A 14449-nucleotide genomic window follows, 5' to 3' on the forward strand; every position below is an offset into this window, starting at 1 on the left:
TTTAGAGGTTAGAAGTTACAGGTTAATCTATTGTCATTACCAGAATGCTCACTTTATTATTGCCGCTATTTAAGATTTCCCATGCTATAGTTGCGATCGTATTGCCGGTGGTAAAAACGTCATCAATTAATAAAATATGTTTATCAGATATCTTTCGGGATATTGAAAAAGTGTTGTCATTTTTTAGGCGATGTTTTTTATCTTTTAGGGCCTGAGCTTGTGAGTAGTAATTTCTTTTGATCAGGTGATGGTCAAATGGAATATGATATTGGCTGGATAGTATTTCTGTAAACAGATGCAATTGATTATATCCTCTTTCTCTTTCTTTTTTAGGATGAAGTGGAACGCTTACCAGTAAATCAGGTTTGTTATTTTTAAAATCCAGTCTCCCGATTGTCCAGTTTGCAATCACTTTCCCGGTTTTTTCCCGGTTTTTATATTTTAATTCGTGGATGATCTTACGGCTTAAGTTTTCCTCCTCAAAATACATGAGCGCATATGCGTTTTCAACCGGAAACAATAATTTGCACTTTTCTTTAAACAGGTTATCTTCAAAATAATTGAAATGGGTAAAGTGGATATGTTCAAAACAGGAGGAGCATACCAGAAGGTCAGCATCGATGATCCGGTTGCAGTGGATGCAACGATTGGGGAAAAGAAGGTCAAGAATCATTTTTGTGTTTTTACTAATATAAGTTTATTAGCTGAAACATGAAAGAGGTAAGAAGTAATGAAAGAATGTAATGCTTTTTAACCCTGAGATTCTACTTCCTTTCGTATTTTTTCAATGGAATTTTTCATACTCTGATTAAAATATTCCTTCTCAAGACGAACCGGTGGAGCTTGTCTTACTTCACAATCTGCAATACTGCAGGATTCACAGGTTACCCCCACGTTGATCGTTGGTAAACTTGGAGATTTGATAAAGTTTATTTTCTTTATTGTTTGAGGATTTAATAATATTCCCAGACAGTAGCTTCGGTTACTGCCGTCTGAAAAAGGGTTTTTCTGGGAAGTGGAAATAACGAGATAACTTATTCCCTGATCTTTATAATGGGAGATCTGAGCGTCCGTTAATGTTTCATTTTCCGTTAAATCCTGAAGATTTTTTACAGCAATCCATCTTCTGCAATAATGTTCATTCGTAGCATTAGCATGAGGAGCCTGCTGGTGATTCAGATGCAGTTCTTTTAAAATCTGAATTCTTTCGGAATCTTTCTTTTTAACCAGGCATAAATAAAACAAATCTTTTATTCCTAATTCTGAAGACAGGACATTAGTCAGCCTGTAATAAAATGTTTCCGGAGAATTCGTAAAGCTTTCAATGAGATGGGTGAAGCTTTTGGGTTTCCAGCTATTTTGTAAAAAGAAGTCAGAAGTATTTTCTATAATCTGCTCTTTCGAAATCAATAGTGCGCCGGCGAAATAGGACGCATAGAAATTGTTCAGGATTTCCTCGAAGCTTCCAAAATCCAGCCATGAGTAGGTGTTGGGGCGGTTTTTTAATTCAAGAACATTAAAACCAATTTCTTTGGCGAGAATAAATGTCTTCTGGTCTTTTTCTAATTTGCTGTTGAGCAGTAAAAGTTTTTTTTCAGGAATAAATAATGAACGGAGATGCACGGATGTTCCAAAAGGTTCGAAATCTTTGGATTGAATCGTGTAGTTGAATTTTTCATTGAGGATATTTTGTAAAATATCCGGATCCAGATTTTTACTGAACTCTAAACAATGCTCCTGAGCAAAGGATAATACTTTTTCTTCGATATCAGGAAAATAATTATCATAAAGTTCCTGGAAGGATCGCAATACGGCAAAATAAAAACGCTCTTTTCCCAGATTGTAGTTTTGAGATATTTCAATCAGTGCATTGATAAAGGCGGTGACCTTTTTGGGGGCATCACTGATGATGCTGATGAGGTTATTTTTATTTATTCCGAAAAGGTCCAGGGGAACTTCTTTAAAAAAATCCGATTGTAAAATTTCATTAAACGGAGCCAGGCTTTTGTCCAGTTTCGTAGAAACCAGATCATCGAATGTACAGTTCAGGGATTCGGAAAGCTGGATGATCTTATCGTGCTTGGGGTATTTTTTTCCGTTCTCAATTTCGTTGAGGTAAGATTTTGATAACCCTGTTTTTACGGCAAGGTCCTGCAGAGACCAATTTTTCTTTTGTCTCAGCTGCTTCAGTTTAAGCCCGAAAACCGTTTTAATAAAATCACTTTCTGCATTCATTACTCAAATATAGATATTTGATTGCGATTATTCGCATAATAATTTTTAAAAAATAATTAGCGAACGTTCGCTAATTGTGAAAATTTTTATTTATGTTTGTAATATCAAATCACAAAATCAATGAGTTATGGAAACAACCACCCAATTAAGAATAAAGGCTCAAAGCCAGTTTGAAGAGATTTTCAATCCCGAATTGATAGAGTTTCTGATTGAACTTCACCAGAACTTTAATGCTAAAAGGCTTGATCTTTTAGAAGAAAGAAAAGAAACTCAGCTTGATTTTGATCGCAGAAATCTTCCCAGGTTTTTACCTCAGACAGAAGAAATAAGAAATGGAGATTGGGTATGTTCGCCATTGCCTGAAGATTTACTTGACCGGAGAGTTGAAATTACGGGTCCGGTAGATCGTAAAATGATCATCAATGCGCTTAATTCTGGAGCATCCACATTTATGGCAGATTTCGAGGACAGCAATGCTCCTACATGGAAAAACTGCATGGAAGGGCAGATTAATCTTTCAGATGCCATTAACGGAAGTATAGATTTTACAACCCGAGAAGGGAAAGCGTATCAATTGCAGGAAAAGACCGCCGTATTACTGGTTCGTCCGAGAGGATTGCATCTTCATGAAAAGCATATCGAGATCAATGGTGAAGAGGCTTCCGGTTCATTGGTTGATTTTGGGATTTATTTTTTCAGGAATGCACAAAGGCTTCTTGAAAAGGGGAGTGGTCCTTACTTTTATCTTCCCAAACTGGAACACTATAAAGAAGCCAGATGGTGGAATGAAGTTTTTGATTTTGCCCAGAATTATCTTCAGATTCCAAGAGGTACGATTAAGGCTACGGTTTTAATAGAGACGATCACCGCATCGTTTCAGATCGATGAAATTTTATATGAGCTAAAAGAACACAGCGCAGGATTGAACTGCGGACGATGGGATTATATTTTCTCATTTATTAAAAAATTCAGAAACCTTCCTGAATTTATAATACCGGATCGTGATCAGGTAACTATGACCTCTCCGTTTATGACTGCATATTCCAAAAGGGTGATTGAAATTTGCCACAAACGAAATGTGCATGCCATCGGAGGAATGGCTGCTCAGATTCCTATAAAAAATGATGATCAGGCGAATCATATTGCCTTTGAAAAAGTAAAAGCAGATAAGGAGCGTGAAGTAAAAAATGGGCATGATGGCACCTGGGTAGCTCATCCCGCTTTGGTTTCTTTGGCTAAAGATATTTTTGACAAATATATGCCTTCAAAAAACCAAATTGACAAGAAAGTGGATTATCAAATCAAGGAAAGTGATCTGCTGGAAATTCCTAAGGGAGAGATTAGTGAAAGGGGTGTTCGTAAAAATATTAATGTAGGAATTCTTTATCTCGAAAGTTGGTTGATGGGGATAGGTGCAGCGGCTATTTATAATCTTATGGAGGATGCAGCTACCGCAGAAATTTCACGGACACAGATCTGGCAATGGCTGAAGAATGAGGCTGTTTTAATTGATGACCGGATTCTGACCAGAGAAATGGTTCTCCAGTGGGAAAGGGAAGAGATGGATACCATTGAAAAATATGTAGGTGAAGAGCGCTTTAAAAACGGGAAATTTAATCTGGCTAAAGAGCTTTTTAACGAATTGATCTTCTCAGAAAAATTTGAAGAATTCCTCACTTTGAAAGCGTATCCTTTTATTTAGGTATCAACCCGTTTGAGAATGAAAAGTTGGTGGTAATAATCCTATAATATAGTCACTTCGAGTTGGTTTTTGAAATCATTGAATCTATGAGCAATATGTTCTTTTTGGTCAAGCTGATGGAATTCCAATGATAAACCTGTAGAACTCGTATCCCGAACCTTATAAAATAATTTATAACTAAATGCAAATCAAAATATTATGAAAACGAAACAAGAAAAAATTCAGGCTTTAGAGCAGGATTGGCTGAACAATCCACGTTGGAAGGGAGTACAAAGACCTTATACAGCTGAAGAGGTTTTAAAGCTCAGAGGATCTTATACGATCGATTACACGATCGCTACTGAAATGTCTAAAAAATTCTGGGAGAAGCTTACGACTCAGGATTTTGTAGCCGGATTGGGCGCATTAACAGGAAATCAGGCAGTACAGGAAGTAGATGCCGGGTTGGAGGCTATTTACCTTTCGGGCTGGCAGGTGGCTGCTGATGCGAATTTATCAGGAGAAATGTATCCTGATCAATCTTTATATCCAGCGAACTCCGTTCCTTCTGTAGTTAAGAAAATCAATAATGCTCTGTTAAGAGCGGATCAGATCCAGTCTGTAAACGGAGGTGGCGATAAAGAATACCTTGTTCCTATTATTGCTGATGCAGAGGCTGGCTTTGGAGGTAATCTGAATGCGTTTGAACTGATGAAACAGATGATCGAGGCCGGAGCTGCTGCGGTTCATTTTGAAGACCAGCTGTCTTCTGCAAAGAAATGCGGGCATTTGGGAGGTAAGGTATTGGTACCTACTCAGGAAGCCATCAATAAATTAATAGCTGCCCGTTTAGCTGCCGATGTAGCAGGGGTTCCGAGTGTCATTATTGCAAGAACAGATGCTGACGCAGCAGACCTGCTGACTTCAGATATTGATGACAGAGATAAGAAATTTGTGACCGGAGAGAGGACTTCAGAAGGATTTTATGTAGTGAAAAATGGAGTGGAACAAGGAATCGATCGTGGTTTATCATATGCGCCCTATGCTGATCTGATCTGGATGGAAACGTCTAATCCTGATCTGGAACAGGCAAGAAGATTTGCTGAGGGAATCCATGCCAGGTTTCCTGGAAAAATGTTAGCGTATAACTGTTCACCTTCATTCAATTGGGCTGCCAAATTAAGTGTTGAGGAAATGACTACTTTCCGTGAGGAGCTTGCCAAAATGGGATATAAATTCCAGTTTATCACGTTGGCTGGTTTCCATGCACTCAATACAGCAATGTTTGAGCTGGCATTAGCGTATAAAGAAAAAGGAATGGCTGGATATTCCGAGTTACAGGAACGTGAGTTTGCTTTACAGCAAAAAGGGTTCAGGGCCGTGAAACACCAGTCTTTTGTAGGAACCGGATATTTTGATGAGATTCAGAATGTGGTAACAGGTGGTTCTTCAGCAACTGTCGCCATGAAAGACTCTACTGAAATAGCACAGTTTCATTAAGAAGTAAGTTTTTTCCACATTATACATATTGTTTGAAATCCTTCTCCATGTTGGGAAGGATTTTTGCGATGAAGAAATTAAATATTCTCAGGTTTGCAGGCTTTTGGACGGGAATAAAGGTTTAAAAAACTAATGAAAATTTGTATTATATTTGAAAACTAAAAAAATAGTGTTTTTTAAACAATTTAATAAAAAAATGAAGTTAATTAAGGTACTTTTTATTGCAGCAGGACTTACGCTAACGGCTAACGCTGCTAACGCTCAACAGAAGATTGGCCATGTAAACTCTGATGATATTTTTGCAAGTATGTCTGAAGTGAAAACGGTAACCTCTACTATTGATAACCTGACTAAAACCAAGCAGGCTGAAATTGAGAAGTTGATCACAGAATATCAAACCAGACTTAAGGCAGCTCAAGATAAAGAGAAGACATTGAGTGAAGCCAATAAAGAGGCTGTTACCAAAGAGCTGATGGCTGCACAAACAGAATTACAGACATTAGGTAAAAAGATAGAAGATGCCAGAGGTCAGGCGGCGAAGGAGGTTTCTGCTAAACAGACCGAGTTATTTACTCCGGTACAGCAAAAAATCCAAAATGCGATTTCTGCTGTAGCAAAAGAAAGAAATCTGAGCTATGTATTCGATACTTCATCAGCGCAGGGAGCCAACAATCTGTTATATACAGACGGAAGCGAGGATATTACACCGGCTGTAAAAACCAAACTGGGAGCTACTGCAACAGCCACTAAACCCGCTGCAAAAACTAAGTAAAAACTTTTAAGTTATAATATAAAAGCAGAATCGAATAAATCCGATTCTGCTTTTTTTGATCAAATTAAAATAATAAAACAGGAAAGGTATTTCCTGTTTTAGCAGATTTTATTTTTTATGCCTTATTTTTGGATAAATTTTGAAGAGAGATGAGTCTAGTGTATGAAAAGCAGATCAAGGTAACAGAAGAAAATATAGATCAGAATAAGCATGTCAATAATGTACAATATGTGAGTTGGGTAGAGGAAATTGCAACCGAACATTGGGATTCTGTAAAGCATTTAACTGAATACCCTGAAGATATCTGGATGCTGCTTGATCATCATATCCAATACAAAAAGCAAGTCTATCTGAATGATGTTATTACTGTAAAAACATATCCTAAAAATCCTGAAGGAATCAGGCAACCCAGGAAAGTTGAATTTTATTGTAATGGAGAGCTTGTGGTAGATTCATTAACACTTTGGGTTCTTATTGATTCTAAAACACAAAGGATTCAAAGGCTGAAAAGTGATTGGCTGGAGAAGATTTAAATATCACCGTTCATTTGATTGTACTCCTTGGCATGTGGCCCATACTCAGCCCAAATTCCTTATCTTTGCATCATGATACGTATTACAAAAATTTTTACATTCGAAACAGCACATGTGCTGTATAATTACGATGGAAAGTGTAAAAATATGCATGGACATTCCTATAAGCTGTTTGTAACAGTGAAAGGAAAGCCTATTAATGATTTGGAAAACCCTAAAAATGGGATGGTTGTGGATTTTGGTGATATTAAAAGTATCGTAAAATCTGAAATTGTAGATGTTTGGGATCATGCAGTATTGATCAACGGATTATCGCCGCATAAGGAACTGGGTGAAGATCTTGAAGAAAGAGGGCATAAAGTAATCTATTGTAATTTCCAGCCTACATGCGAAAATATGCTGTATGCTATCGCTGCTAAAATAAAATCTAAGCTTCCTGCTGAGGTTTCTTTAGCTTATCTTAAACTTCATGAAACTGAAAACTCTTACGGGGAATGGTTTGCAGAAGATAATGTATAATTGTATTCAATAAAAAAAACTCAACCGGTGCTAAAGACAACCATCAATTTACAACCTGGAAAAAAAGTATATTTTGCATCCGACCAGCATTTTGGCGCTCCTGATCCTAAACAAAGCAAGGTTCGTGAGGAGAAGTTTATACGCTGGATGGATGAGATAAAGGAAGATGCTCAGGTTTTATTTTTAATGGGTGACCTTTTTGACTTCTGGCATGAATGGAAATATGTTATTCCCAAAGGATACGTTCGTGTATTAGGAAAAATTGCTGAACTGAAGGATCGTGGGATTCATGTTTATTTCTTTGTGGGAAATCATGATTTATGGATGAAAGATTATCTGGAAGAGGAAATCGGATGTACTGTATTCTATAAGAGGCAATATTTTGAAATGGGTGGCAAGCAGTTCCTTCTTGCCCATGGAGATGGTTTGGGCCCGGGGGATAAGGGATATAAAAGAATGAAAAAGTTATTCACCAATCCTATTGCACAATGGGCTTTTAAATGGCTTCATCCGGATATTGCCATGAAGATTGCGTTATATCTTTCCCAGAAAAATAAAATGATTTCCGGTGAAGAGGATAAAGCATTTTTAGGAGAGGATAAAGAGTTTCTGATCATCTATTCAAAAGAAAAATTGAAAACAGAGAAAATTGATTATTTCATTTATGGACATCGTCACCTTCCCATGGTTTTAGAGCTCGAACATAAAGCTAAATACATCAATCTAGGAGATTGGATTTCTTACTTTACCTACGGAGTCTTTGAAAAAGATTTTGAATTAAAAACTTTTGATGATAAGGCAAAAAAAAATTACCTCTAAAAGAGGTAATCTTCGAATGAATAAATTCACTCTGTTTTTAATCCATATTCCGAAAATAGTATTGCAAGAATTTGACCAAAAATTTCAATTTATATTAAAAAAATATTAAAAAAGAATGTTGTAAGGATAACCGGTTAAAAATGAGATCAAAAGAATGTTAAAAATTTAGAAAATTGGAAAATATATTCAACATACGAACTGAACAGGATTTTTTAAATGCTTCATTAAAAACATTTCGCTATCAATATGAAAATGTTGATGTATACAGGAAATTTGTAGATTACCTGAAAATTGATCCTGACACTGTTGACACAGTGACAAAAATTCCATTTTTACCCATTGAGATGTTTAAAAATCATCAGATCCTCGACAAAAGAGTAGTCGCTGATCTGTATTTTCAAAGCTCCGGAACCACGCAGATGAATTTGTCAAAACATTTCATTGCTAATGAAAATCTGTATAGGGAAAGTATTTATAAGAGTTTTGAACAGTTTATCGGAAAACCTGAGGATTTTATATTTCTTGGCCTTCTTCCGAGCTACCTGGAAAAGAAAAATTCTTCTCTGATTTATATGGTGGATTACTTAATGAATGTTTCTGCCCAGTCTGAAAACGGATATTTTTTATACAATCATGCTGATTTATTTGAACTTTTAAAAATTCTGAAGGGTAAAAAAGTAATTCTTTTCGGGGTTTCTTTTGCGCTTTTAGATTTTCTGGATTTTTGTGCCTCCCAAAGAGGTGATGAGCCGATTGGTTTTTCTAAAAATCTTATAATAATTGAGACAGGAGGGATGAAGGGACGTAAAGAAGAAATGACAAAAGATGAACTGTTGGTGATTTTACAAAAAGGTTTTAACACCAATGCCATATATTCCGAGTATTCTATGACAGAACTTTTATCACAGGCGTACTCTTTAGGAAATAACGAGTATGAATGTCCGAAATGGATGCGTGTGCTGGTGAGAAATGCTGAAGATCCTTTAACCTATGAAAAAGAAGGAAGAACAGGTGCTGTGAATATTATCGATTTGGCGAATTTTCATTCCTGCTCCTTTATTGCGACTCAGGATCTGGGTAAGATGCTTCCGAAAAATAAATTTCAGATCCTCGGAAGGATAGATCATTCAGATATCAGGGGATGCAGTTTATTGGTGAGCTGAGGTATGCGTAATGTGCAAGCCTTAGATTTCATCTCAAAGTTTCCAGAGCTTACCCTCTGAAATCTCTCGTTCCCAACCTTATGCCCAAAAGAAATATGCTAAAAATTGAAGAACTTGTTCATGCATTCATTCATTCTCATTGTGACTTTGAGAAAGAACTTGTTTTAACCAATCATTTTCATTCAGATTGGGAAGCTGATATTTTGATTATTGATGCTGTGGGGTTAAGTCATGAAATAGAGATTAAACTCTCTAAAAGTGATTTTAAGAATGATTTCAAAAAATCTTATCAGAATGCATCTACAGGAGAAAAATTTTTAAAACACGACAAAATCTCATGTGGTGATTATGTTTGTAACGCATTTAGCTTTCTCCTTCCTATGGGAATGGTCGATCATGAACAGATTCCGGAACATTGTGGGCTTATTGAGTTTTATCATAATGAGGATACATGGGAAACGGAATTTTATCACATTAAAAAACCGGTACAGGTACATATGGATTCTTACTGGAAGCTTAATGATAAAGACCTTTTTATCCGGAAAATGGCTTTGAATTTACTTCAGAAAAAAATGGAAGTTAAAGGAAAACATGAAGAACTGATTTTTAAAAACCCGTTCGATATTAAAAAAAGAAAATAAAAAATCCTGTCAGATCTGACAGGATTTTTTTATGATTAAGCGGCGACCTCATTGTCTGACCGCTGAAGTAAAAACTTATAAATTATCCCACCGGCAACTCCACCAAGGATAGGTGCGACCCAGAACAACCATAATTGGGACATGGCAGCTCCTCCTACGAATAATGCCTGAGACAAAGATCTTGCAGGATTTACAGAAGTATTTGTAATTGGGATGGAGATCAGATGGATCAGGGTTAAAGCAAGACCAATAGCGATTCCTGCAAACTTCCCATTAGCCCATTTATCCGTTGCGCCCATAATAACGATAAGGAAGAAAGCTGTTAACAGAAATTCTGCTAAGAAAGCTGCCCCCATTGAATAGCTTCTGTTGTTATAACCTGGCATATCATAGAAATTCGTTGCAAAGGCTCCGGGCCCTTCGGCGCTGAAAGCTCCGGCTCCATTCAGTATAATGTAAAGACATCCTGCTGCTGCAATTGCTCCGAGACATTGTGCGACAACATATGAAATCAGATCCTTGAAAGGAAATCTTCCTCCGGCTAAAAGGCCGAAAGTAACTGCAGGATTAAAATGTCCACCTGATATATGACCTACAGCGTATGCCATGGTAAGCACTGTAAGACCAAATGCTAAAGCAACACCTAAAAGACCTATACCGATATCGGGAACTCCGGCGGCAAAGACTGCGCTACCGCAACCGCCAAAAACAAGCCAAAATGTGCCGAAAAATTCAGCAAAAAGTTTTTTTATCATAATGTTTATTTTTATATTGAAACCAAATTTATAGTTTAAATTTCAGATTTTCAAATTAATTTTTAAAAAGAATTGAATTAAATTGATTAACGGGTGTGAATATGATAATGTAATATGAGATTTATTGAAGTATATATTTTAAATATACATCTCTTATGGTTGAACTACATTGCATAAATGTTTATTTTTCATTTTTTTAATTAAAAAAAACGGCGAATGAAAAAAATTCTTTGTTTGATTTTTGGATGTTTTATAGGATGTTTTCATTATGGGCAATCTTCAAAAAAAATAGGGATCTGTTATGACCTTGCAGAGGTTTTAAAGGTAGAGCCGACTCCACTTTATAAGCCACATCTAGACGCTTCAAGGAGCTTTGGTGTAAAGTTATTAACAAATAGTAAAACGGTTCAGAAATACATCAACAGTGGAAAGTTTCATAAAATAAAAAAGTCAGGAAAAGGTTATCGGGTTCAAAAACTGGATTATAGTAGGCCGTATATGGTTTCCAAGGCAAAAACAACACTCGAGAAAATGGGAGCCAGGTTCAGTAAAGAAACAAAAGGACATACTTTTACGGTTTCATCCATGACAAGAACGCTTGAGGATCAATGCAGGCTAAGACGAGTAAACTCCAATGCTTCCCTCGGAATCAGCTCCCACAACTATGGTAACTCTTTTGATATCTCCTATATACGGTTTAATGATGTCCTAAAGTATAATCCTAAAATGGAAATTGCCCTTGAAAAGGTGTTGAAATTTTATGCGAATGCCGGGAGGATTTATTACATCAAAGAAAAACAACAGAGCTGTTACCATATTACAGTGAGGAACTATTAGGTCTGCTTGAAAAGAAACAATAGCACTTCCTTTAGAAAGGTCTTTGAATAGGCTATTCTTATGTATTTAAAAATATTAATAAATCTTCAATTATAGATGGGATATTTGCATAGGTAGTTTAGTTTACATAATTTTATGCCACTAAAACCATGTAAATATGATAATTTTCAACAGAGAAGAGTATGCCGCTGCAATCGCCGCATGGGATACCAGTTCTAAAGATTACTCAACGATAAAAAAACTTATTCCCCCCAATTATGTTTTTACCCTTTCCTTTGATCAGATTGATTGGTTAAAAAAGAACAATAAATGTGATGATTTTTGTTCTGAAATAGGGGTATACAAAAATCAGCTTGTACTGATCCTTTGCCCTCTTGATGTCAACGGACAAAAAATTGCTGTTAATGAATATCCATACAGTATTCTTGCAGAACTTACATCGAATCTTACTTTAGTAGAAACCAAAGAATATACATTAGTAAAAAACGCCGTTCTTTCCAAGGAACTTCAGCAAGTAGATAAAACAGCGGATATGTATTTACCGGTAGCTAATATGCCGATAATGGAGCAGGATAAAGCTGTTGCTGCTATTGAGCTCTGGAGAGATGAAGGATCTACCTGGTTTTACAGGGAATGTGATGAATTCAAAGGAGCAAGGATTTTTAAGAGATTCTATGTACCTGTTGAAGATTTGTGTCCATCCAAAGAAGGATTGAGCTACATCATATGCTCTTTCGGAATTAAATTTTCTGAAATTTATCAGAGACCATTGGTAACACTCATCTTTATTTCATTTTATAAAGATCTGCAAAATACAGGAAGTGTAGAAGTTATTTCCAATACCTACGACTGGTCCAGACCATGTCCTCCAATTTGTCAATTATAGAACAATAAATGCATAGCTATTTTATTACTACGTGGGGTATCACTAATTTTTTACTTCTTGTTTCCCTTATTTTTGGGATAGCAAAGTATTCCGTTCTTAAAAAGGAAGAAAAACAATATGTTTTTTATATCGGATTTCTTTTTTTCATTGAAGCGGCCACTAATTTTTTAACGGTTGTTCTGCATTACAAGGACACTTCATTTTTGTACCCTATTTATATAGCTGGCGAATTTTTCCTTTTGACAAGTTTATTCATTAGAAAGCTGGGAATATCTAAATACGGATGGATTCCGGTAGCGGTTCTTTCTCTCGGTTTTTTACTGATGAATAAAACGTTTAAGATTTACTTTAATGATGATGTTGTAAAAGTAACTTCCAACATCATCATTATTTGCTTTGCAGGATCTACTTTACTGCAACAAATTAAAAATAATAAAGCCATCAACAGGTTTATCCTGGTAGATGCCTGTATTTTTTTCTATTACTCTGTTTCGGTCTTTATTTTTATCATTCAACATCAGATAGCCACCTTGTCAGAAGATGATTATTATACAATTTTAGGAACCAATAATATACTGTCAAGCATTTTGTATGGTTCATTTATATACACTTTTATCAAATTAAAGAAATAACCTTACATATTGATTTTTTAATACTGATAATTGTTACCATAGCAATTATCGTAGTATTTATTTTGTTGGCATACAAAACTTTTGTCGACCGGATCATCAAAGAAAAGAATGTACAGCATGAAGCTGAAGTCCTTCATCAGAAAAAGCTTGTACTGGAAAATATTAAGGCCCAGGAGGAAGAACGGAAAAGGATTGCCGTGATGATTCATGATGATATGGGAAACAGACTCAATATTCTCTCTTTGTGGCTGAATAATCTCGATACAAAAGGCGATGAACTGATCAAAAAGAACATCAACGGGCAAATGTCTGCCCTTATCGATTCAGCAAGGACAATATCTCATTCCCTCTATCCGGTGAATCTGGAATCGGTAGGACTTGTCTTATACATCGAAGAATTAATTGCAAATCTGTCCAACAGGGTCAATATTTCATTGCATGTGGCATCTCATTATAAAAAGAAAGATATATTTATTGAGGTTCAGCTTTACCGGATTATACAGGAGTTTACGACCAATGTTATCAAGCATTCAGAAGCCACGAAGATTTGGATTTATCTTAAAGATTATTCGAAAATTACAGCACTCGTGGTTTCAGATAACGGACAAGGGTTTGATTATAACCTGGTAAAAAAAGGTATGGGTATCAAAAATATTGAATCCAGGATCAAATCCATTAATGCCATCCATAAGTGGAAGAATGTATCGGGTAAAAGAAGTCGTCTAATTATTAAAATTCCATGCAACAATGAATTCCAAGATTAAAATAGCACTGATAGATGATGAACAGTTAATTCTCGAGGGAATAAAGTTACTGTTATCAAACGAGCAGAATATTTCCGTGACCCTTACTTCAGATAACGGTCCCGATTTTATAAATAATTTAGAAAGTCTTACGGAGAATAGTTTTCCGGATATTGCCCTCGTGGATGTGCAGATGCAGCCTATGAACGGCTTTGAGTTGGTGGGAATTCTTAAAGAGAAATATCCAGATCTTAAGATCATTATTCTTTCCTCTCATTATAAAAGTTCCATTTTGGGGTATATGGTAAAACTGGGCGTGTCTGCTTTCCTTCCGAAGAATTCAAATAAAAAAACATTTATTGAGGCCATTACCATGGTACATAAAAACGGAGTTTATTTTACGGCAGAAGATCATCAAATGCTTTTTTCATATATGAATTCTTCCAGTAAAAAGAAATCCTTATTTGAAATGGAAGATGAACTTTCCGAGCGTGAAAAAGATGTTGTAAAACTCATCTGCCAGGAGTTTACCAATAATGAAATTGCGGAAAAACTTTTTATAAGCCCTAGAACAGTGGAAAGCCACCGCCAAAGAGTCCTTGAAAAGATAGGAGCTAAAAATACAGTTGGTATTGTGATCTATGCCATCATCAATCATATTTATTCAATAGAAAAAATATGATTCCGTAGAAATACGTAATTTTTTATTTGGTAGCTTTTACTCTACTATCCC

General features: G+C 35.9%; 16 protein-coding genes. 13 read left to right on the plus strand and 3 right to left on the minus strand.

Annotated features, from left to right (window positions below; genetic code table 11):
- Positions 1 to 22: 22 nt before the first annotated feature.
- Positions 23 to 673: a double zinc ribbon domain-containing protein gene (locus AAEU33_RS08970; RefSeq protein WP_345992154.1), complete on the minus strand. Its 651-nt coding sequence runs from the start codon at positions 671 to 673 to the stop codon at positions 23 to 25.
- 77 nt (positions 674 to 750) lie between these two features.
- On the minus strand, positions 751 to 2235 hold the full coding sequence (locus AAEU33_RS08975; RefSeq protein ID WP_172280235.1) for a helix-turn-helix transcriptional regulator: 1485 nt from the start codon (positions 2233 to 2235) through the stop codon (positions 751 to 753).
- A gap of 127 nt (positions 2236 to 2362) precedes the next feature.
- Between AAEU33_RS08975 and aceB the strand changes: the two genes are divergently transcribed.
- The 8 genes from aceB (at position 2363) to AAEU33_RS09015 (ending at position 9863) form a co-directional block, all read left to right on the plus strand.
- Positions 2363 to 3937, plus strand: coding sequence for a malate synthase A (gene aceB, locus AAEU33_RS08980; RefSeq protein ID WP_345992156.1), 1575 nt, complete (start codon positions 2363 to 2365; stop codon positions 3935 to 3937).
- Between the two features lie 195 nt (positions 3938 to 4132).
- Positions 4133 to 5416, plus strand: coding sequence for an isocitrate lyase (aceA, locus tag AAEU33_RS08985; protein WP_345992758.1), 1284 nt, complete (start codon positions 4133 to 4135; stop codon positions 5414 to 5416).
- Between the two features lie 196 nt (positions 5417 to 5612).
- Positions 5613 to 6188: an OmpH family outer membrane protein gene (locus AAEU33_RS08990; protein WP_345992158.1), complete on the plus strand. Its 576-nt coding sequence runs from the start codon at positions 5613 to 5615 to the stop codon at positions 6186 to 6188.
- A gap of 149 nt (positions 6189 to 6337) precedes the next feature.
- The gene (locus AAEU33_RS08995; protein ID WP_273649242.1) at positions 6338 to 6721 is read left to right on the plus strand and encodes a thioesterase family protein; all 384 of its coding nucleotides are present in this window, start codon (positions 6338 to 6340) and stop codon (positions 6719 to 6721) included.
- A 72-nt stretch (positions 6722 to 6793) separates the two neighbouring features.
- Positions 6794 to 7240 carry a 6-carboxytetrahydropterin synthase gene (locus tag AAEU33_RS09000; RefSeq protein WP_172280225.1) on the plus strand — a complete coding sequence of 149 codons (447 nt, stop codon included), beginning with the start codon at positions 6794 to 6796 and terminating at the stop codon, positions 7238 to 7240.
- A 27-nt stretch (positions 7241 to 7267) separates the two neighbouring features.
- Positions 7268 to 8059: a UDP-2,3-diacylglucosamine diphosphatase gene (locus AAEU33_RS09005; RefSeq protein WP_273649239.1), complete on the plus strand. Its 792-nt coding sequence runs from the start codon at positions 7268 to 7270 to the stop codon at positions 8057 to 8059.
- 173 nt (positions 8060 to 8232) lie between these two features.
- On the plus strand, positions 8233 to 9222 hold the full coding sequence (locus AAEU33_RS09010) for an acyl transferase (protein WP_172280222.1): 990 nt from the start codon (positions 8233 to 8235) through the stop codon (positions 9220 to 9222).
- A gap of 95 nt (positions 9223 to 9317) precedes the next feature.
- Complete coding sequence (locus tag AAEU33_RS09015) at positions 9318 to 9863, plus strand: hypothetical protein (RefSeq protein WP_172280220.1); 546 nt, start codon at positions 9318 to 9320, stop codon at positions 9861 to 9863.
- A 35-nt stretch (positions 9864 to 9898) separates the two neighbouring features.
- Here the strand turns inward: AAEU33_RS09015 and aqpZ are convergent, their stop codons facing one another.
- On the minus strand, positions 9899 to 10615 hold the full coding sequence (gene aqpZ, locus AAEU33_RS09020; protein WP_172281032.1) for an aquaporin Z: 717 nt from the start codon (positions 10613 to 10615) through the stop codon (positions 9899 to 9901).
- A 219-nt stretch (positions 10616 to 10834) separates the two neighbouring features.
- On the opposite strand from aqpZ, the gene AAEU33_RS09025 reads away from it, so the two are divergent.
- The 5 genes from AAEU33_RS09025 to AAEU33_RS09045 all read left to right on the plus strand — a co-directional run bounded on the left by AAEU33_RS09025 (position 10835) and on the right by AAEU33_RS09045 (position 14398).
- A complete protein-coding gene (locus AAEU33_RS09025; RefSeq protein WP_273649233.1) occupies positions 10835 to 11455 on the plus strand; it encodes a DUF5715 family protein in 621 nt (206 codons plus the stop codon).
- Between the two features lie 157 nt (positions 11456 to 11612).
- Positions 11613 to 12341 carry a hypothetical protein gene (locus AAEU33_RS09030; protein ID WP_273649231.1) on the plus strand — a complete coding sequence of 243 codons (729 nt, stop codon included), beginning with the start codon at positions 11613 to 11615 and terminating at the stop codon, positions 12339 to 12341.
- 8 nt (positions 12342 to 12349) lie between these two features.
- Positions 12350 to 12973, plus strand: a complete 624-nt coding sequence (locus tag AAEU33_RS09035; RefSeq protein WP_345992163.1) for a hypothetical protein — start codon at positions 12350 to 12352, stop codon at positions 12971 to 12973.
- 65 nt (positions 12974 to 13038) lie between these two features.
- Positions 13039 to 13737, plus strand: a complete 699-nt coding sequence (locus AAEU33_RS09040) for an ATP-binding protein (protein ID WP_345992165.1) — start codon at positions 13039 to 13041, stop codon at positions 13735 to 13737.
- Complete coding sequence (locus AAEU33_RS09045) at positions 13721 to 14398, plus strand: response regulator transcription factor (RefSeq protein ID WP_345992167.1); 678 nt, start codon at positions 13721 to 13723, stop codon at positions 14396 to 14398. The genes AAEU33_RS09040 and AAEU33_RS09045 overlap by 17 nt, the downstream gene beginning before the upstream one ends.
- The last annotated feature ends 51 nt before the right edge of the window (positions 14399 to 14449 follow it).

The sequence above is a fragment of the Chryseobacterium sp. Chry.R1 genome (assembly GCF_039645525.1).
GTDB classification, from domain to species: domain Bacteria; phylum Bacteroidota; class Bacteroidia; order Flavobacteriales; family Weeksellaceae; genus Chryseobacterium; species Chryseobacterium proteolyticum.